General features: G+C 68.6%; 12 protein-coding genes. 10 read left to right on the forward strand and 2 right to left on the reverse strand.

Annotated features, from left to right (window positions below; translation table 11 throughout):
- The first annotated feature begins 12 nt into the window (after window positions 1–12).
- From ACNH6H_RS10610 to ACNH6H_RS10645, 8 genes are all read left to right on the forward strand, one after another.
- Window positions 13–4,272: a DEAD/DEAH box helicase gene (locus ACNH6H_RS10610; protein ID WP_418317503.1), complete on the forward strand. Its 4,260-nt coding sequence runs from the start codon at window positions 13–15 to the stop codon at window positions 4,270–4,272.
- 31 nt (window positions 4,273–4,303) lie between these two features.
- Window positions 4,304–5,701: an amidase gene (locus ACNH6H_RS10615; RefSeq protein WP_418317505.1), complete on the forward strand. Its 1,398-nt coding sequence runs from the start codon at window positions 4,304–4,306 to the stop codon at window positions 5,699–5,701.
- A 145-nt stretch (window positions 5,702–5,846) separates the two neighbouring features.
- Complete coding sequence (locus ACNH6H_RS10620; RefSeq protein ID WP_418317506.1) at window positions 5,847–7,196, forward strand: sensor histidine kinase; 1,350 nt, start codon at window positions 5,847–5,849, stop codon at window positions 7,194–7,196.
- A gap of 40 nt (window positions 7,197–7,236) precedes the next feature.
- Window positions 7,237–8,067: a LytR/AlgR family response regulator transcription factor gene (locus ACNH6H_RS10625; RefSeq protein WP_418317508.1), complete on the forward strand. Its 831-nt coding sequence runs from the start codon at window positions 7,237–7,239 to the stop codon at window positions 8,065–8,067.
- Between the two features lie 74 nt (window positions 8,068–8,141).
- Window positions 8,142–9,044, forward strand: a complete 903-nt coding sequence (locus ACNH6H_RS10630; protein ID WP_418317510.1) for a hypothetical protein — start codon at window positions 8,142–8,144, stop codon at window positions 9,042–9,044.
- A gap of 99 nt (window positions 9,045–9,143) precedes the next feature.
- Window positions 9,144–10,016 carry a c-type heme family protein gene (locus ACNH6H_RS10635; RefSeq protein ID WP_418317512.1) on the forward strand — a complete coding sequence of 291 codons (873 nt, stop codon included), beginning with the start codon at window positions 9,144–9,146 and terminating at the stop codon, window positions 10,014–10,016.
- 245 nt (window positions 10,017–10,261) lie between these two features.
- Window positions 10,262–11,728 carry a serine/threonine-protein kinase gene (locus ACNH6H_RS10640; protein ID WP_418317513.1) on the forward strand — a complete coding sequence of 489 codons (1,467 nt, stop codon included), beginning with the start codon at window positions 10,262–10,264 and terminating at the stop codon, window positions 11,726–11,728.
- A gap of 91 nt (window positions 11,729–11,819) precedes the next feature.
- The gene (locus ACNH6H_RS10645; RefSeq protein ID WP_418317514.1) at window positions 11,820–13,850 is read left to right on the forward strand and encodes a diguanylate cyclase domain-containing protein; all 2,031 of its coding nucleotides are present in this window, start codon (window positions 11,820–11,822) and stop codon (window positions 13,848–13,850) included.
- A 12-nt stretch (window positions 13,851–13,862) separates the two neighbouring features.
- Here the strand turns inward: ACNH6H_RS10645 and ACNH6H_RS10650 are convergent, their stop codons facing one another.
- On the reverse strand, window positions 13,863–16,007 hold the full coding sequence (locus ACNH6H_RS10650) for a UvrD-helicase domain-containing protein (protein WP_418317515.1): 2,145 nt from the start codon (window positions 16,005–16,007) through the stop codon (window positions 13,863–13,865).
- Window positions 16,008–16,107: 100 nt separating this feature from the next.
- Between ACNH6H_RS10650 and ACNH6H_RS10655 the strand changes: the two genes are divergently transcribed.
- Together ACNH6H_RS10655 and ACNH6H_RS10660 are read left to right on the forward strand one after the other, a co-directional pair.
- On the forward strand, window positions 16,108–16,977 hold the full coding sequence (locus ACNH6H_RS10655; protein ID WP_418317516.1) for a hypothetical protein: 870 nt from the start codon (window positions 16,108–16,110) through the stop codon (window positions 16,975–16,977).
- 137 nt (window positions 16,978–17,114) lie between these two features.
- A complete protein-coding gene (locus tag ACNH6H_RS10660; protein WP_418317517.1) occupies window positions 17,115–18,107 on the forward strand; it encodes an AEC family transporter in 993 nt (330 codons plus the stop codon).
- A 21-nt stretch (window positions 18,108–18,128) separates the two neighbouring features.
- Here the strand turns inward: ACNH6H_RS10660 and ACNH6H_RS10665 are convergent, their stop codons facing one another.
- On the reverse strand, window positions 18,129–20,222 hold the full coding sequence (locus ACNH6H_RS10665) for a primosomal protein N' (protein ID WP_418317519.1): 2,094 nt from the start codon (window positions 20,220–20,222) through the stop codon (window positions 18,129–18,131).
- Window positions 20,223–20,494 lie beyond the last annotated feature (272 nt).

The raw sequence follows: 20,494 nt of genomic DNA on the forward strand, positions 1-20,494 counted from the left end.
ATGCGCCGCTGAATGGCCGGCCCGCTGCAGCCGACCGCCGCTGCGACGGCAGAACCGGCACCGACCAATGGCGAGGTGGCGAGCGCTTTTGCCAGGCTCGATGACGATCAGCAACTGGTGCTGCTCGCCCATGCACTGGGCTGGACACCGAAATCGCGGGCCTGGATCATCAATCTGCTCGCCGCGCTCGGCGCGGTCGATGCAAAAGGTCGGCGCTTTGGCGGTGAGCACGTGCAGATGCTGGTGCGTGGCCTCGCGCAAGCCGGCTGGCTGGTCGATGCACCAAACCGCATCGGCGGCTGGCAGCTCGTGCCGCAGCTTCGCAGCGCGCTGTACCTGCAGCTGATCGACCGGCACGGTCTGCCGCGGCTGCGCCAGGCGCTGGCGGCGACCTTGCGGCTCGACGACTCGACGCCGAGCAGCTGGGCCCATTTCAGCGATACCGACAGCGCGGCGGCGATGGTCCGGCTCGAACTGTTCGGCGGCCTGCCGTTCGAGCGGGTGCTGCGGCTGAAGGAATACTGCCGTTTCGGCGTCGTCTGGAACGACGTCTTTGCCGCTGCGGTGCTGGCCGACCTCGATGCCGCGCTGTTCGCCCGGCTCGAGCCGCTGCTGCAGACGCAGATCCTCGAACGTTCGCTGCAGCGCCAGCTCGACGAGTGGGTCCCGGCGTCGCTGCCGGCGGTCGAGCTTGCGCAGCAGCTGCTGCAGCAGCCCGCCGCAGCGGCTTCGGGGGACGGATTGCGCCAGCTGCTGGTGATCCACCAGCTGTGGTCGGCCGATCCGCAACGCCTGTTGGCGCTGCTGCCACCGGCTGGCGGCGCTGTCGTCTGGGCCGATGCGGCGCGCGCGGCGCTGCTCGCGCGGCAGGGTAGATGGGACGAGGCCGAGCAGGCCTACGAACGCCTGCTGGCCGATGCCAGGCCGACCGGCGGCAAACGCAAGGGCTTGCTGCCCGAATTGCTCGCATTGCCTTACGTGCTGGCGCTGCTTGCGCAGGGTTCGCCGGTCCATCTGGAACGGGCGCTGAAATTCTGTCTCGTCGAAAGCGGCCGGCGGCAAGGCTCGGCCGACAGTGGCTGGGGGCTGATTGCGCTGGCGATCCAGATCCGGCGCGGCGACAGCCGCCTCGATCTCGGCAGTTTCAAGCCGCTCAGCGACCGCCACGCGGTCTACCGGCTCGATTTCTGGCGCTGGCTGATGCGGGCCTGGCTGAAGACCGGCAGCGATGGCACTGAGCTGCACCCGCGCGAAGAGGATGCCGCGATCCGGCTGCGTGAACATCTGCTCGGGCTCGGGCTCGAGGGTCTGGCCGGGCAGCTCGATGGTGCGCTGGCCAAGCTGCGCGGCGAGCCGGCGGCGGCGGAGTTTTTTGGCGCCGCGAACCAGGAGGCCTGGCGGCTGGCGCTGGCCGAGCTGGCAACGCTCGGCGTGGCCGATGCAGGCGCCGAAGCCGACCGCACGACCCGCCTGCTGTGGGTGCTCGACGTCGATGAGCGCGGCCGGATTGTCGACCTGCTGCCGTTCGAGCAGAAACGCGGCCCGCGCGGCTGGGGCAAGCCGCGCGACGTGCCATTGACCCGGCTCGCGAAAGCCGAAGGCCTGGCACCCCACGACGCCGCGGTCGCGATGGCGCTGCGCCCGCTGCCGTACAACCAGCGTGGTTTCCGTTTCGACCTGGCGGCCGCCGCGGCCGCGTTGGTCGACCATCCGGCGCTCGAACTGAAGGAGGCGCCGGGCATCGCCGTCAAGCTGATCGAGGCGCAGGCCGAGCTCGACGTCAGCCAGGCGGGTGCGTCGCTGTGTCTGCGGCTGCTGCCGCCGCTGCGCACCGACGAGGCGGAAAGCGCCGCACCGTGGGCCTTGTCGGCCGCCGAGCTGAAGGAGCAGGAGGCGCTGCGCCAGATCACCGTGCTGCGCGACGGCGCCCACCGCGCCCGGCTGATTCGCCTGACAGCGGCGCAGAAGCGCGCCGCCCAACTGATCGGCGAACAGCTGCTGGTGCCGCAGTCGGCACTGCCGCAGCTGCAGACGGTCTTGCAGCGCCTGGGCAGCCACTTTGCGGTCCATGCCGATGTCGAACAGGCCGAGGAAAAAGTCCGCGATGTCGCTGCCGACAGCCGACTCCGCGCCGAGCTGTCGCCGCGCGGCGAGGCGCTCCATCTGCGGCTGGTCGTCGCCCCGCTCGGCGCGGCCGGGCCGCGGCTGGCACCCGGCCACGGCCGCAATCGGCTGCTCGCGAAGGTCGGCGACGAGACGCTTGGCGCGCAGCGTGACCTGGCGCTCGAGCGGCAGCACCTCGAGACCGTGCTCGACGCCTGCACGATGCTGACGCCGCCGGCCGACGGCCGCGCCGAATGGCAACTCGACAGCGCCGACGATGCGCTGGCACTGCTCGAGCAATTGCCGACGCTCGATGCGCTGGCCGGCATCGACTGGCCGCAGGGCAAGCCGGTGCGCGTCGAAACGGCGGCGATCGGCCAGCTGCGGGTGCGGCTGCGCAGCGGCCGCGACTGGCTTGCATTGCAGGGCGGGGTCGCGCTCGACGAGACCGAGGTGATCGGCCTCGACGCGCTGCTCGACTGGTCGCGCAGCGGCGGCAGCCGTTTTGTCCCGCTTGGCGATGGCCGCTACCTCGCGCTGACCCGGGAGTTGCGGAGTCGCCTCGATGAACTGGCGGCGGTGGCCGAACCGATTGCAGCGCGCCAGCGGCGCGACAGTGCCGAAACGCTGCAGGTGCCGACGCTGGCATCGGGCTGGCTCGATGCGACACTGGCCGGCAGCCGCTTCGAGCCGGATACGACGTTTGTTTCGCGGATCGAGCGCCTGCTCGAGACCCAGGCGCTGCAGCCGGCTTTGCCCGGTGCGCTGCAGGCCGAGCTGCGGCCCTACCAGCGCGAAGGCTATGAATGGGCGATGCGGCTGGCGGCGGCCGGTTTTGGCGCGATCCTGGCCGACGACATGGGGCTCGGCAAGACCTTGCAGGCGCTGGCGCTGCTGCTCGCCCGCGCCAGCGGTGGCGCGGCGCTGGTGGTCGCGCCGACATCGCTCGGCGGGAATTGGCTCGCCGAAGGACGGCGTTTTGCGCCGGGCCTGCAGCTGAGCGTGTTCGGTGATGGCGACCGCCGTGCGCTGATCGACGGCGCTACCGCCGGCGACGTGATCGTCGTCTCCTACCAGCTGCTGCAGCAGCATGCCGAGGATTTCGGCCGCCGCAGCTGGCACACGCTGGTCGTCGACGAGGCGCAGGCGATCAAGAATGCCGGCGCCAAACGCAGCCAGGCGGCGTTCGAGCTGCAGGCCGATTTCCGCATCGCGCTGTCCGGCACGCCGATCGAGAACCGGCTGGCCGAGTTGTGGTCGATCATGAAGCTGTGCAACCCGGGGCTGCTCGGCAGCGCGAAGCAGTTCAACGACCGGTTTGCCGTTCCAATTGAACGCGACGGCAACCGCATCGCGCAGCGCAACCTGCGGCGGCTGATCGCGCCGTTCGTGTTGCGCCGGACCAAGGCCGAAGTGCTCGACGACCTGCCGCCGCGCACCGAGACGACGCTTGCGGTCGACGCCGGGCCGGCCGAACGCGCGTTCTACGAGATCCTGCGCCAGCAGGCCCTGGCCGCGGCGGAAGCGTCCGCTGCATCCGACAAGCCCGGCCAGGCGCAGTTCAACATCCTCGCCCAGCTGACCCGGCTGCGCCGCGCGGCCTGCGACCCGCGGCTGGTCAACCCGGCCTTCGGCGCGCCCGGCGCCAAGGTCGCCGCCTTCGCCGAACTGGCGACCGAGCTGCGCGCAAACGGCCACAAGGCGCTGGTCTTCAGCCAGTTCGTCGATTTTCTTGCCCTGCTGCGCGAGCCGCTCGATGCGGCCGGCATCAACTACCAGTACCTCGACGGCTCGACGCCGGCGGCCGAACGCACGCGCCGCGTCGCCGCCTTCCAGTCCGGTGAAGGCGACCTGTTCCTGATCAGCCTGAAGGCCGGCGGTTTCGGCCTGAACCTGACCGTCGCCGACTACGTGATCATTGCCGACCCATGGTGGAATCCGGCCGCCGAAGACCAGGCGAGCGGCCGCGCGCACCGGATCGGCCAGCAACGGCCGGTGACGGTCTATCGGCTGGTCAATCAGGGCACGCTGGAAAACCGCATCGTTGCGCTGCACCAGCACAAACGCGAACTGGCCGACAGCGTGCTCGAGCAGGGCGAGGCCGGCGGCACGCTGAAAACCGACGAGCTGCTGGCATTGATGCGCGGCGACAGCGGCGGCGAACCTTGAGCAGCAAGAACAAGCATACGGAGCAGCACAGATGAGCGGATCGCTTCACGAACTCGACGCCGTCGCGATGGTCGCGGCCTACCGCAGCCGAGCCTTGTCACCGGTCGAGGTCGTGCGCGACACGCTGGCCCGGATCGAGACATGGGAGCCGCAGCTGCAGGCAACCTATGCGCTCGATGCGCAGGCGGCGCTGCGCCAGGCTGAGGCATCACAGGCTCGCTGGCTGGCCGGCGAGCCGCTCGGGCCGCTCGACGGCGTGCCGGTGACGATCAAGGAAAACATCGCGACCGCCGGCATCCCGACACCGCTGGGCACCGCGGCGACCGAACTGGCGCCGGCGCCGCGCGATGCGCCACCGGCCGCAAGGCTGCGCGAGACCGGCGCGGTGCTGCTCGCGAAGACGACAATGCCCGACTACGGCATGTTGTCGTCCGGCCTGTCGAGTTTTCACCCGCTGACGCGCAACCCGTGGCAACTCGACTGCAACCCCGGCGGCAGCAGCGCCGGCGCCGCTGCCGCCGCGGCCGCGGGTTACGGGCCGCTGCACCTCGGCACCGACATCGGCGGATCGATCCGGCTGCCGGCCGGCTGGTGCGGCGTGTTCGGCTTCAAGCCCAGCCTCGGCCGGATTCCGATCCATCCGCCGTATGCCGGCCGGGTCGCCGGGCCGCTGACCCGCAACGTTGCCGACGCGGCGCTCGCGATGGGCCCGTTGTCGCGGCCCGACCTGCGCGACACGATGAGCCTGCCGTGGCAGGAGATCGCCTGGCAGCGCCTCGAGCGCGATCCGAAAGGTCTGAAGATCGGCCTCTGGCTCGACGCCGGTTTCGGGCTGCCGCTCGATGCCGAGGTGCGTGCCGCGGTCGAGACGGCGGCGCGGCTGTTCGAGGGCGCCGGCGCCCACGTCGAGCTGATGCCGAGTTTTGTCCAGCGCCCGATGCTCGAAGGCATGGATGATTTCTGGCGCACCCGCAGCTGGATCGACATCTCAGCACTCGACGAGGCGCGCCGCGCGCGGGTGCTGCCGTTCATCGTCGAATGGGCGCGCGGTGGCGCCGGCCTCAGTGGCGAACGGGTGTTCAAGGGTTACAGCCAGATGGCGGTGCTGCGCGACGCTGCGGTCGCCGCCTGCGCGCCCTTCGATATCGTGTTGTCGCCGACCGCGCCGGTCGCCGCGTTCGACGCGACGTTGCCCTGCCCGACCAACGACCCGACGCGGCCGTTCGAGCACATCGTCTACACGCTGCCGTTCAACATGAGCGAACAGCCGGCGGCGAGCATCAATTGCGGCTGGACCGGATCCGGGCTGCCGATCGGCCTGCAGATCATCGGCGCCCGCCACGACGACCTCGGCGTATTGCAGGCGGCCCGCGCATGGGAGCAGATCAGGCCGACACAGCGACGCTGGCCCGAGCCACCCGCCGCCTGAGGGTTCATCTTGCGATGCAGTCTGTCGCCAATGGCTGCCGCTGGGCGACCCGCCGTTGCAGCCCGTCGGAATCTGCTGGCCGCAGCCGCCGGGCTATCCCTAAAGTGGGCGCGATGGTGATTCTTCATGTGATCGGGCGGCACCGGTGAGCCGCTGGCAGACCTTCTCGGCAGCGGCAGTCCGCAGCTTCCGGGCCTATGCGGGCTGGCTGGTCGGCATCAGCTGGAAACGCTTCGTCGTGCTCGCGCTGCTACTGATCATCGCGGTCGAGGTGATCAGCGAACTGCCGCCATTCACCTGGACGATCCACGAACAGGTCGAGATCACGACGCCGCGGCCAAAGAAAAAAATCGTCGACAAGCCGGCCAAGCCGCCGGTCGGCTACGAGGTCACGATCGACGACCACGGCGTGCGGATCACGCCGAAACAACCCGCCGCGCCGGCCTCGGCCGCATCAGCAGCCTCGTCCACGCCGGCCAGACCCGGGCGCCCGACCGCGCCCGAGCCACCACCGCCGCCACCGCTGCCGCCGTCGGCGCCGTCTTTCCAGTTCAAGCTGCCGAAAGGCACCGATACCGACGAGGTCCGCCAGGCGATCGAAGATGCCCGGCGCGACATCGAGCAGGCTATAGCCGACGCCCGACAGGCTGCAGCCGATGCCGCGGAGGTGGTGGCCGAGAGCAGCGTGCCGAACCGCAGGGTGCGCGTGACCCGGCTCAAGCTCGGCGACTTTCTGAACAACCTCGCCTGGCTGTTCGTGATCGCGTCGGCGATCATCAAGTTTGCCTACAAGGGCCGCATCCAGGCCGAAACCAAGGCCGCGCAGGCAACCGAAACCGCCGAAAGCGAAGCACTGAAACGCCAGGTCGTCGAAGCGCGGATGGCGGCAATGCAGGCGCAGGTCGAACCGCATTTCCTGTTCAACACGCTGGCCAGCATCGACCACCTGATCGAGACCGATCCGAAGCGGGCCTCGCAGATGCAGAAAAACCTGATTGCGTTGCTGCGTGCCAGCATGCCGTCGATGCGCGACGTCAACGGCGGCAGCACGAACCCCCGCGATCTCGGCCGCGAGCTGGCGGTGATCAGACCGTACCTGGAGATCCTGAAGGTGCGGATGGAGGAGCGGCTGAGCACCGAGATCAGGGTCAGCGACGGCCTGCTGTCGGCCGAATTCCCGCCGATGATGCTGCAAAGCCTGGTCGAGAATGCGATCAAGCACGGGCTGGAGCCGAAGGCCGACGGCGGCCGGCTGACCGTCAGCGCCGAAATCGTCCATGGCAAGCTGGCGGTGACGGTGGCCGATACCGGGCTCGGTTTCGGCAAGTCGGCGACCGCAGGCACCGGCATCGGGCTGTCGAATATCCGCGAGCGGCTGCAGCTGCTGTACGGCAGCAAGGCGGCGCTGAAAATTGCCGAAAATCCCGGTGGCGGTACCGCGGTGACGATCACCGTGCCCTACCAGTCGACCTCGGAGACAGGAGCCTCGACGTGAACATTCTCGACAACGGTGGTGGACGACAGGAGCGCCGCCGATGACCCGCGCACTGATCGCCGACGATGAACGGCTGATGCGCGAGCAGATCCGCGGCCGGCTGGCCGAGGTCTGGCCCGAGCTCGAGATCGTTGCCGAGGCGCGCAACGGCCTCGAGGCGGTCGAGCTGACTGCGCAACATCACCCGGACATCGTTTTCCTCGACATCCGGATGCCAGGTCAGAACGGCGTCGCCGCGGCGCGCCAGATCGCGCAGTTGCCAACCCACGACGAGTCGCCGAACGGCGACAACTGGCCCGGCTGCGAAATCGTCTTCATCACCGCCTACGACCAGTATGCGGTCGAGGCCTTCGAGCAGGGCGTCGTCGACTATGTGCTGAAGCCGGCCGACCCGGAGCGGCTGCGCCGCACCGTCGAGCGCATCCGCCAGCGGATCGGCGCCCGCGACGCGGCCGATGCCGCAGCCGCCCCGCTGCCGACCCATACGCCGGACATGCAAGGCCTGCTGCAGAAACTTGCGGCCCAGTTGAACCCGGCGCCGCCGACCCGGCTGCAGTGGATACAGGCCAGCGTCGGCCAGAGCATCCAGATGATCCCGGTCGACGAGGTGCTGTTTTTCATCTCCGACGAAAAATATACCCGCGTGCAGACGGCCAGCGTCGAGGCGCTGATCCGCAAGCCGATCAAGGAACTGCTCGAGGAACTCGACCCCGAGATGTTCTGGCAGATCCACCGCAGCACGCTGGTCAACGCGCGGGCGATCGCCAGCGTGACCCGCGACCTGCGTGGCCGGCAGATCGTCAGCGTCAAGGGCCACCCGCAAAAACTCGAGGTCAGCCGCAGTTTCAGCGGCCTGTTCAAGGGTATGTAGGCGAGCACCGCCGTCACTGATAATGAATCGGTGACGTGGGCATTTCGCCTGCGCGTAGCGGATCGGCCATCACCATGCGCAAGGATGTCGAGCGGATATGGGAACGGCTCGCGGCTGCAGCCACCGCATGCGGCCTGCTGCTCGTGCTGGCGTTCGGCTGGCAGCCGGCGCGGGCCGCCGACGACGCGCTGGCGATCCTGACGATCGTCGATGGTCCGGCGCAGCTGCTGCGCGGCGACAAGCGGCTGCGCGCCGAAGAGGGTCTGCGCCTGCTGAGCCAGGACATCATCGAGACCACGGCCGATGCGCGGGTCACGCGGATCGAATATCCGGACGGCGCCGCGTTCAACCTCGGCCCGTCGACGCGGGTGCTGATCGACCCGCAGTTCTACGGCGAGCGCGGCCGTTTTGCGCGGCTGTACCTGCTCGCCGGCTGGATCAAGATGAAAGCGGTCGGCGCCGGCACCGATGCCGCCGGCCGTTCGATTCCGCTGCTGGCGTCGCCGGCGATCGACGTGATCGATGCCGACGGCAGCCTGGTGGTGCAGGTCGACGACGCCGCGGTGGCGCTGTTCATCGAATCGGGCAGCGCCACGTTCCACGAACGGCGCGATGCAAAACCGGTCGGCGAACACCGACGCCTCGCCGCCGGCCAGTTTCTGGGCCGCCCGCAGCAGGGCAAGTCGACGCTCGGCGGCCGGGCGGCGCCTGAATTCATCGCCGCCTTGCCGCGCAGCTTCCTCGATACGCTGCCTGACCGCGCCGCACTGTTCGCGAGCCGCAAGCCGGTGGCGAAGGAAATCGGCGACATCGGCTACGACGACGCGCGCGACTGGCTGGCGGTCGAGTGGACGCTGCGCCGGCCGGCGATGAAGCGCTGGCAGCCGTTGACCCGCGATGCCGAATTCCGCAACGCGCTGATCGCCAACATGAAGGCGCATCCCGAATGGGCGCGGGTGCTTTCCCGGGGCAGATGACGGCAGCCGCGCCGACCGGCGCTGCGGGCTTGCACAGTTGAACCAGCCCGCTAAGCTGGTGTCGCGTCCCCTGACTGACCGCATCCACCAAGGACTGTCATGAAACTGCTGCTGAAGTTCAACCTCGCCTTCCTGCTCGTCTTCATCGTCGGGCTGGCGATTGCCGGCTTCATTGCGCGCAGCCTGCTGCAGCGCGATGCCGAGGCCGAGGTGATCGACCGCGCCCGGCTGCTGATGGAAAAGGCGCGTGTCGTCAGCTACTACACGGCAAACCAGATCGCGCCGCTGCTCGAGACGCAGATGAAATACAACTTTCTGCCGCAGTCGGTGCCGGCCTATTCGTCGACCGAGGTGCTCAATGCACTGCAGCAGACCTATCCCGACTACAGCTACAAGGCGGCGATGCTGAATCCGACCAACCCGCGCGACCGCGCAGTGGCCTGGGAGGAAGACGTCATCAACCAGTTCAAGAAGCAGTCGAGCAGCGGCGAATTCATTGGCAAGCGCGAGACGGCAACCGGCCCGGCGCTGTACATCGCGAAGCCGATCGTGATCACCAACGAACGCTGCCTGGCCTGCCACAGCACGCCCGCCGCCGCGCCGAAACCGCTGGTCGACAAATACGGCCCCGGCAACGGCTTCGGCTGGACGCTGAACGAAACGCTCGGCGCGCAGTTCGTCTCGGTACCGATGGCGCTGCCGCTGGAACGCGCCGACCGCGCATTCGGTGTCGTGATGGCGATGCTGGCCGGGGTCTTTCTGCTGATCGGCGTGACACTGAACCTGATGCTCTACAAACTCGTGATCCAGCCGGTCAGCCGGCTGTCGGCGCTGTCGGACCGCGTCAGCATGGGCGAGCTCGATGCGCCGGAATTCACCGTCGGGTCGAACGACGAGATCGGCGTACTCGCCGAGTCGTTCGGCCGCATGCGCAAGAGTCTGGTGCATGCGATGAAGATGCTGGAATCATGACCCCCCCCCGGAGCGGCTTCGCCGTGCCACGCCCTCGCAGAGCTCGGGCGGTTCGCGAGGCGCGCGTGCCTGCGCAGGCAGGCACGCACGTCCGCGCTCACCCCCCCCAGGGGGGCGCCGCTGGCGGACCGGCGGAGCCGGATCCGCGGCGGCTGCTTGATCAGGGCGGGGTGCTCGCTTGCCGCGGATCGTGCACCACGCGAGATATCCATGACGCCGCGCGAGGCGCAGCCGGGAGCCGCTGAATGGAGCACCCGACTCAACTCGGCAAATATCCGATCAAGGGGGTGATCGGCGAGGGGGCGATGGGGGTGGTCTATCGGGCCTTCGATCCGGGGATCGGGCGCGAGGTGGCGCTGAAGACGGTGCATGCGAAGCTGCTCGAGGGCGAGGAAGGCAGCCTGGAGCAGGCGGCCGACGGGATGGCGGCGCGGTTTCGCAACGAGGCGCGGGCGGTTGGCCGGCTGTCGCATCCGGGCATCGTCGCGATCTACGAATATGGCGAGGACCGCGGCACCGCCTTCATCGCGATGGAATATGTCGAGGGCAAATCGCTGGCGCAGCTGCTGCGCAGCAATCCGCCGCTGCCCGAAGCGGAAATCCTGCGTCTGATGGATCAGCTGCTCGATGCGCTCGGCTGCGCCCATGAACACGGTGTCTGGCACCGCGACATCAAGCCGGCAAACCTGCTGGTCACCTCGAGCGGGCGCATCAAGGTGACCGACTTCGGCATCGCGCGGATCGAGAATGCCGGGCTGACGCTGATCAATTCGCAGATCGGCACGCCGGGCTACATGGCGCCGGAGCAATATACCGGCGAGGGGGTCGACCACCGCTCCGACCTTTATGCCGCTGGCGTGTTGCTGTACCGGCTGCTGACCGGCCGCAAACCGTTCGAAGGCGGCGCGGCGTCGGTGATGTTCAAGGTGATGAACGAGGCACCGGAACCGCCGAGCCGTGTCGTCGTCGGCACCCGGGTCGACGGTTATGACGAGATCATCGCGCGGGCGCTGGCACGCGATCCGGCCAGCCGTTTCGCCAGCGCAGCCGAATTCCGCGCGGCATTGGCCAAACGGCTCGAGCCGACGCTGGCGCCGGGTGCCACGGTCACCGACATCCCGACGCTGGTACAGCGGATTCCGGCCGTCGAGGCGAGCCGTCCGGCGGCTGCGGACATCCCGGCCACCGGCAGCGGTTCGCAGGCCCCGACCAGCGCGGGTTCGGGCGCCGGATCCGGTTCGACCGCGCTGGCGCCGACCGGCTGGGATGCCGACTTGCTGGCGCCGATCGAGCGGGCGCTGGCCAGCGTCGTCGGACCGATGGCGCGGGTGATGGTGCGCCGCGCGGCGCGGCAGGCCCAGGACCTGGCCGGCGTCTGCGAAACGCTGGCCGCACAGATCGACAATCCGGCCGACCGGGCACGTTTCCTGTCGCGCCTGGAAGGTGGCACGACGCTGACAACCCGGCCGACAACGCTCGACGCGGCTCGCCAGCCGGGCGACCCGACACAGGCGCGCCGCGAGATCGCCGACGACGTCAAGGCCCATGCAATCCGGGTGCTGACGCCGCATGTCGGCCCGATTGCCCGCATCCTCGTGAAGCGTGCGGCTGCCGGAGCAATCGACGAGCAGCATTTCTACGAATCGCTGGCCGACCTCGCCGACAGCGTCGACCGCGCGCGCCTGCTCGGCGAATTGCAGGCGCCGCGCTGAGCGGCGACGCCCGCGCTCAAGTCGACCGGTCCAGCGGTCGATAACGAACGACCGGAGCCGCGGCAACGGCCTGGTTCACTTCACGTCTGGCATGAATACATTCCCGCGCATGCGGAAGTCGCTGCTCGCAGCATCCGCGTCGCTGAAATACCGCATCACGGCCGGCGCCCTGGCGGCGCTGGTGCTCGGCATCGTGCTGACGACACTGGTGCTGGTGCGCCAGACCGAACGCGACACGCTGGCGGCCGCCCGCGACCGCGAATTGCACGAGGCCTCGCGCGACGCCGCCGCGTTGTCGCGCCGGATCATCGAACTTCAGCAGGCGTTGAAGATCGGCGCCGAGCGCTTCAATGCCGGCCGGATCGGCGACCAGCGTGCGGTCGACGATTTCCTGCATTCGCTGCCGATCCTGCGCACGATGTTCAGCTCGGTCTTCGTCGTCGACGCCAGCGGCCGGATGCGCGCGTTGATCGACGCCAACGGCCTGCAGCACCCGACCCTCGATCTGCGCGATCGCCCCTATTTCCAGCAGGCGCTGAACGAGATGCGGCCGATCATCTCGCGCGCGGTGCCGTCACGCCGGCATGGCGAGCCGATCGTGATCTTTGCCCAGCCGCTGGTCGACCGCAATGGCGTGCAAGGCGTGCTGGCCGGCAGCCTGAACCTCGGTCAGCGCAATCTGCTGGTCGATCTGGTCGACCGCGGCGACGAGACCGACGGTGCGCTGAGTGTCATCACCGACGCGCAGGGACGCATCCTGGCCCATCCCGATCCGGCGCTGGTGCTGTCCCCGTTGTCGGTCGAGCCGCGGCTGGCCACGGCGGCGCAGCGCTGGCAGGGCGGCGGCAACCCGGTCGAGCCGAGCGGGCTGACGATCGTCGGCGCGACCGGCCTGGTCACTGCCGGCGGCGTGCCCGGTCCGGACTGGGTGATCTGGCGTGCGGTCGACGACCAGCAGCTGTTTGCCGCGCTGCATGCCGCGCGCCGCGCCGCACTGACCTGGGCGGCGGTGCTGATCGTGTTGTGCAGCGCGCTGATGCTGCTCGGCCTGCGCTGGCTGTTGCGGCCGCTGCGCCAGGTGCAGGAACGGGCACGCCGGATGTTCGAGGACAAGCTCGACCCGCACGAGGGCTGGCCGCAGGTCGGCGGCGAAATCGGCAGCCTGGCAGCGGTGCTGCGCCATATCGGCGTCGAACGGGCCCGGCTGGAAGCGTCGAACAGCCATCTGCTGCAGCAGCTCAGTTCGGTGATGAGCAATGCCCCGGTCGGACTGGCATTTACCCGCGACCGCCGCTTCGAACTGGTCAGCACCGAGTTCTGCCGCCTGCTCGGCCGCAGCGAGGCCGACCTGCTCGGCCAGCCGGCGGTATCAATTTATGACTCGCAGGCCGATTACGACGCGCTTGCACCGGCGGTGGCTGCGGCATTCGCGAACGGTGAGGCCTATGTCGGCGACGTGCGGATGCGGCGTGCCGATGGCAGCCGCTTCTGGTCGCATCTGCGCGGCCGCCCGGTCGATGCGGCAAACAGCCGCGCCGGAACGATCTGGACGATCACCGACATCACCGACGAGGTGGTCGCGCGCAACGAGCTCGAATGGGCGGCGAACCACGACGCGTTGACCGGCCTGGCGAATCGGCAGGCGCTGGAAAACCGGCTGCAGAACGCCTTCGACGCGCAGCCGCAGTCGCTGCCGGCCAGCCTGCTGATGATCGACCTCGACCATTTCAAGCAGATCAACGACAGCGCCGGCCATGCCGCCGGCGATACCGTGTTGTGCGCGGTGGCCAGCACGCTGCTGGCACGCCTGCGCAGCCGCGACCTGGCCGCCCGCGCCGGTGGCGATGAATTTGTCGTGCTGCTCGACCATTGCGCGGAGGATGCGGCGCTGAAGCTGGCCGCCGAACTGTGCGCCGCGATCGCGTCGATCACGCTGCCGTTCGAGCAGCAGGCGCTGCGTTTCGGTGCCAGCATCGGCGTTGCCGAACTGAGCCCCGGCCATGCCGATGTCGACGCCTGGATGATGGCGGCCGACCGCGCCTGTTACGACGCGAAGGAAGCCGGCCGCAACCGCGCGACCGCCTGGTCGCGGCGCGCCGCGTTGCGCATCGTCGCCGCCTGATCGGGCGGTCGTTCAGGCCGCTGTCGGGCCGGCTGTTGCAGCCGCCCGCGCGGCCGCGGCGGCACGCAGGGCTTTCAGCTTCTCGCGCGGGTCGACCTTCGCGCCGGCCTCGTTCAACTTCATCTCGGCGATGAAGCGGCTCGGCGCGGCCGGGACGGTATCGCGCCCCTTCTTGCGCCGGCGCAGCACGCCGACCGCCAGGTTGAGGCGAGCCCGGGTGATGCCGACATACATCAGCCGCCGCTCCTCCTCGAGCCGCTGCGGCGTCATCTCCTCGTCGTCGCTGCGAAACGGCAGCAGGCCCTCGTTGACGCCGGCGAGCAGCACATGCGGCCACTCCAGCCCTTTTGCCGCATGCAGCGTGCTCAGCGTGATGACGTCCTGCTCGTCGCCACGTTCGGCCAGGCTGATGATCACGCTGATCGACTGGGCGACGTCGAGCACGCTTTTTTTCTCGGTCTCGACGGTGATGCCGCCATCGTTCTCGATCTCGCCGCCGCAGCGCTTGGCGACCCAGTCGACAAAATCGAGCACATTGCTCCAACGCGCGGCGGCGACCTTCTCGTTTTCCTCGCCGTCGTGCAGGTGGCGTTCGTAACCGATGTCGGTCAGCCAGCCGGTCAGCAGCGCCTTTGCATCCTCGCGGCCGACGGTCTGGCGGGCGCGGTATTGCAGGTCGTTGACGCAGCGGCCGAACTCGTGCAGCGAGCCGATCGCCCGCGCCGGCAGCGCAGCGGCCAGGCTGTCGGCGAACAAGGCCTCGAACAGGCTGGTTTTCCAGCGTGCGGCAAATTCGCCGAGCGAGCCGAGCGTCTGGTGGCCGATGCCGCGTTTCGGCGTCGTCACCGCGCGCAGGAAAGCCGGGTCATCGTCGTTGTTGACGAGCAGGCGCAGCCAGGCGCAGAGGTCGCGGATCTCGGCCCGGTCAAAAAAGCTCTGCCCGCCGGACACCTTGTACGGCAGGTTGGCGCGACGCAGCGCCTGCTCGAATACCCGCGCCTGGTGGTTGGCGCGGTAGAGGATTGCGAAGTCGCGCAGCGCGACGCCGCCCATTCCGCCTGCACCGCCGGTGCTGCCGGAGCGCGCGCGTTCGGCCTGGATGAAGGCGACCGCGCGTTCGGCCTGATGCTCCTCGCCGTCGCATTCGATCAGCCGCACCGGCTCGCCGTCGCCGAAATCGCTCCACAGCTTTTTCTCGAACAGCTTCGGATTGTTGCCGATCACCGCATTGGCGGCGCGCAGGATGTGGCCGGTCGAGCGGTAGTTCTGCTCCAGCGGGATCACCTTCAGCCGCGGAAAATCCTGCGGCAGCCGGCGCAGGTTCTCGATCGTCGCGCCGCGCCAGCCGTAGATGCTCTGGTCGTCGTCGCCGACCGCGGTGAACAAGGCCTGGCGCTCGCCGTCGTCCTCGCCGACCAGCGACTTCAGCAACTCGTACTGCACCGCATTGGTATCCTGGTATTCGTCGACCAGCACATGGCGCAGCGTGTTCTGCCAGCGGGTGCGGACCTCGGCATCGGTGCGCAGCAGCTTTTCCGGCAGGCCGATCAGGTCGTCGAAATCGACCGCCTGATACGCCGCCAGCCGTTCCTCGTAGCGCAGCATCACCCGCGCGGCGACACGTTCGTCGTCGTTGCTCGCGGCCGCTTCGGCCTGCGCGCCGTTCAGGCCCTGGTTTTTCCAGCCGCTGATCGTCCATTGCCAGCGGCGGGCGAGCGCGATATCGGTGGTCGAGCCGGCATCCTTCAGGATGCCGAGCACGTCGTCGCTGTCGAGAATGCTGAACTGCGGCTTCAGCCCGAGCCGTTCGCCGTCGCTTCGCAGCATCCGCACGCCGAGCGAGTGGAAGGTGCTGATCACGAGGTTTTTCGCCGCCCGCGCGCCGACCAGCGCCTTCGCGCGTTCGCGCATCTCGGCCGCCGCCTTGTTCGTGAAGGTGATTGCGGCAATCTGGCCCGGCGCCAGCCCGGCGTCGAGCAGGCGGGCGATCTTGTGCGTGATCACCCGCGTCTTGCCGGAACCCGCACCGGCAAGCACGAGGCAGGGGCCGGACAGGTAGTGCACCGCCTCCATCTGGGCGGGATTCAGGGTAGCGGGGGCATTCACGGGGTCAAGCTGCGGCGCCGACGGCAGACGGCGGCGAAAGGGCTGGATCATAGCGGGCCGACTCGCCCGGGCTGGCCATGCAGCGCGATCAGGCGTAAGGTGATCGGCGCCACAACGATCGACACGGAGGCCACACGGTCCGAGCATCGCCATGGACATCGAAAACGTACCGGGTCAAGTCTGGGACCTGCTGGCGGCGCAGGCACGACAGGCCGCAGCCGCCAACCAACCGGTCCTCGGCACGGTCGACGACTATTTCTACGACCACATCTACCGCCGCTGGACTGCTGACTTCAACCCGATCAACTACCAGTCCAACCAACAAGGCGTGATCGATGTCGGCTGGGCAGACCTTGCGAGGCAGTGGGCGCCGGGATCATCGGCAAAAGCCGGCCCGGGTGATCAGAGCAAGGGCCTGCAGGCAATGCAGGCCGACGCCGGAGACCCGAGCCATCGCGGAACCCGGCTCGGCGAGAAATACAGCAACCAGCCGACAGTCTCGCGATTCCAGTTCCTCGTCGGCTCCGGGGGCGGCATCGTCCTGCTGAACCGGATGCGCCGAGCCTGTCAGCTCTACATCGCGCAGCACAGAGGCACTGTGGTGCAGTGGTGGAAGGTATTCGGAGAAAGCTTTGCCGAGCAGGGACAAAGCGATGCCTGCGTGGTCTACCTGCTGAAGCCGTACGACGACCCCCTCGTCCTCGAATTCATCGACGGCTATTTGTGGCCGAACATACGCGACATCGTCAATGACCGCTTCGTTCCGGTCGGCCTGGTCAGGATTGGCGGTCGGCCGCTGTGGGCAACCTGGATTCCGAGCCGCAGCAAATGGTCGAACGTGTTCGGCGCCGGCACCCTCAATACCCACTACGGTTCGGCCGGCGGACTGATGGGGCTGGTATTCGGCAATGCATTTGCCCGGGCCGTCCGGACACGCACTGCGCTGGACAACGTCTCCAACGCGGTACTGATCACCGCGGCGAAGATCGAGGCGCGCAGGATCATTCGTTCCCTGGAGTGATTTGCGGCCCGCGGCGACCGTGTGCTGTGCCTCATCACGGCGCCGAGGACTTGATCGCGCACGTCGCGAACACGCCGACTTCCGCAACGCTCCCGTGAAGCTCCGCGGTTCGCCGCCCCGGCGATACTCGCGCCTTCATGTTCCTGATCCTGTCGGTCACCCTGCCGTTTTTCGGCCTCGTGTTGTGCGGCTATCTGGCGGCGCGGCAGCGCGTGTTGCCGGAGGCGGCGATACCGGGACTGAATACCTTCGTGCTGTATTTCGCGCTGCCGGCGATGCTGTTCCGATTTGGCTCCGGCATGCCATTTCGCGAACTGATCGACATTGCGCTGGTGCTGATCTATCTGGTCAGTGCCTTGCTGATGGTCTTCGTCACGATTGCCGTGACCTGGGGCGCGGGGGCAAAAGGCGTCGACCTGCGCGACGCCGCATTCGGCGCACTGGTCGCCGCCTTTCCGAATACCGGCTTCATGGGCGTGCCGCTGCTGGTGGCGCTGATGGGATCACAGGCCGCCGGCCCGGCGATCGGCACCATCCTGGTCGACCTGATCGTCACCAGCACGCTGTGCATCTCGCTGGCCCAGGTCCAGGCCCAGCCGGCCGGTTTGCCGGGCGCGAGTTCCGGTGCGGTGGTGGCCGGGCTGCGCGCGCTGCGTGGCGCACTGACCAACCCGCTGCCGTGGTCGATTGCACTCGGCGCGCTGGCTGCCGCGGTCGGCCTGGTGCTGCCGGGGCCGATCGACCAGATCATCAAGATGCTCGCCGATGCGGCAACGCCGGTGGCGCTGTTCACGATCGGCGCGGTGTTGTGGCGCGCCGGGCAGCACGCCCATACGCGCACGCCGGTCGGCAAATACCTGCCGGTTGCATCGATCAAGCTGCTGGTCCATCCGGCGCTGGTGCTGAGCCTCGGCGTGCTGGCGAGTTTTTTCGGCATCGACGTGCCGGCCGCCGGCCTGACCGTGATGGTGCTGGTCGCGGCGCTGCCGAGCGCGAGCAGCGTCTCGCTGCTGGCCGAACGCTTCGGCGCCGACAACGGGCGGGTGGCGCGGATCATCATGGCCAGCACGGTGCTGGCCTTCGCGACGTTCTCGATCCTCGCCTGGGCGTTCGGCGTCTCGGCGGGCTGAGGCGCCGCGCCAATAAAGTCGTCAGATCGCCATCGGATCGACGTCGACCGCCCAGCGGAGGATGCGCTCGTCGGCGCGCGTGCGTTCGCGGCGCAGCTGGTGCAGCGCCGGCAGCCAGGCCGTCAGCAAACGCTGCAGCTGCGCCCGCGACGAACTCTCGACCAGCATCTGCATCCGCTCGACATTGGCGACCCGCGCAACTGCCATCGGCACCGGCGGATAAACCAGCACCGCCGACGCCTCGGGCAACTCGCCGGCGAGTTCGGCGGCCGCATGCAGGAATGATTCGGCTGCTGCAACACTGCGCGCATCGGCGCGCAGCAGCGCCAGATGGGCATACGGCGGCAGGCCGGCGGACTTGCGCTCGGCCAGCTGGCTCTCGGCGAACGCCTCGAAGTCGTGGCTGCGCAGCGCCGCATACAGCGGATGGCCGGGGTGCCAGGTCTGCACCCACATCTCGCTGCCGCCGGCCTGTCCGGCATCCCGGCCGGCCCGCCCTGCCGCCTGCATCAGCAGCGCAAACAGGCGTTCCGGCGCGCGGAAATCGCTGCTGAACAGGCCGCTGTCCGGATTGACCGCGGCGACCAACGTGACGCGCCGAAAATCATGGCCCTTGGTGATCATCTGCGTGCCGATCAGCACGTCGACCGCACCGCCATGGACCGCGCCGAGCCGGCTCTGCAGTTCACCCTGGGCCCGTGTGCTGTCGGCATCGATGCGCGAGATCCGCGCCGGTGGCCCGTCGTGTTCGGCGAGCGCGGCCGCGAGCTGCTCCTCGAGCCGCTCGGTGCCGCGGCCGATCGGCTGGATGTCGAGATTGCCGCAGTCGGGGCAGGCGCGCGGCACCCGTTCGGTGAAGCCGCAGTGGTGGCAGCGCAGCGTGCGGTCGAGCTTGTGGAAGACACGCCAGGCGCTGCAGAACGGGCATCCGCTCTGCCAGCCGCACTCGAGGCACTGCAGCACCGGCGCATAACCGCGGCGGTTCAGGAACAGCAGGCTTTGTTCGCCGCGCGCGATGCGCTGGCGCAGCGCCGCCAGCAGCGGCGGCGACAGGATCTCGCCGCTGCGCCGGCCCGGCTGCTGGGTCATGTCGACCAGATGGACCCGCGGCAGCGCGGCGCCGCCGATCCGCTCCGGCATCGAAAGCCGCAGGTAGCGGCCCTCCTTCGCGCGCTGCCAGCTTTCCAGCGACGGCGTGGCCGAGCCGAGCAGCACCGGTATCTTCTCCAGACGGCCGCGGTAGACCGCCAGATCACGGGCCGAATAGCGGGCCCCCTCCTGCTGCTTGTACGACGGGTCGTGTTCCTCGTCGACGACGATCAAGCCGAGCCGCGGCAGCGATGCAAAAACCGCCAGCCGGGTGCCGAGCACCAGGTCGGACTGGCCGAGGTGGGCGGCCAGCCAGTTGCGCAGCCGCTGCGCCGGCGTCAGCCCGCTGTGCAGCGAGACGATTACCCGGCCGGCGAAACGTTCGGCGAAGCGGGACTCGAGCTGCGGCGTCAGGTTGATCTCCGGCACCAGCACCAGCGCCTGCTGCCCGCGCGCCAGCGCATCGGCCGCGGCGCGCAGATAGACCTCGGTCTTGCCGCTGCCGGTGCTGCCATGCAGCAGCACCGTCGGCGCGACCGCGGACGGATCGGCAACGACGGCGGCAATGCGATCGAGCACCTGCTGCTGCTGCGCGCTCAGTGACGGCGGCGGCGAGGCATCGGCGTCCGGCGGCGTCGCGGCAATTCGCTGCGCGATCTTGCCGATGCGCCGGCGCAGTTGCTGGTCGTCGAGCTTGCGCAATTCCGGCGGCAAGACCGACAACGCAACCTCGCCGACGCTGCGCTGGTAGTAGCCGGCAGTGAATTCGACCAGCCTGCGCCAGCTCGGCAGCAGCGGCGGCAGGCTGTCGAGCACGGCGGCGATCGGCTTCAACCGCCGCTGGTCGCCGATCTCGACCAACTCGGCGCTGTCGCTCCAGACGATGCCGGCAACCTCGCGCGTGCCGAGCGGCACCCGCACCAGCGCGCCGCCGGGCAGCGGCTGTGCAAAAAGGTAGTCGAGCGGTGTCGTCAGCCCGCTGTGCTGCGGCGCCTCGACGACGACCGCCACCTGCTGAACGGGCACTGCTGGGGCAGCGGCAGAGTTGAAGGCCACTTTACCGGCGAAATCTCACCACGGACTTACAAAGCGGCGCTAAGTTCATGATTGATATCGGCTTTTCGACCTCTCCACGCAATCTGTGGATAACTTTGTGGGCAAACTGCCCGCAGTGCAGCTAAATGCTTGATCCAGCATGCCCCTGCCTGATTTGCCCACTTTCGCAGCAGCCTGGAACTTTCAATTAAATCAACAACTTGCGACACGGCTCCGGATTGGTGCTGCTGCATTGCAGCAGC

This window comes from Pseudideonella sakaiensis (genome assembly GCF_048320135.1).
GTDB classification, from domain to species: domain Bacteria; phylum Pseudomonadota; class Gammaproteobacteria; order Burkholderiales; family Burkholderiaceae_C; genus Ideonella_A; species Ideonella_A sakaiensis_A.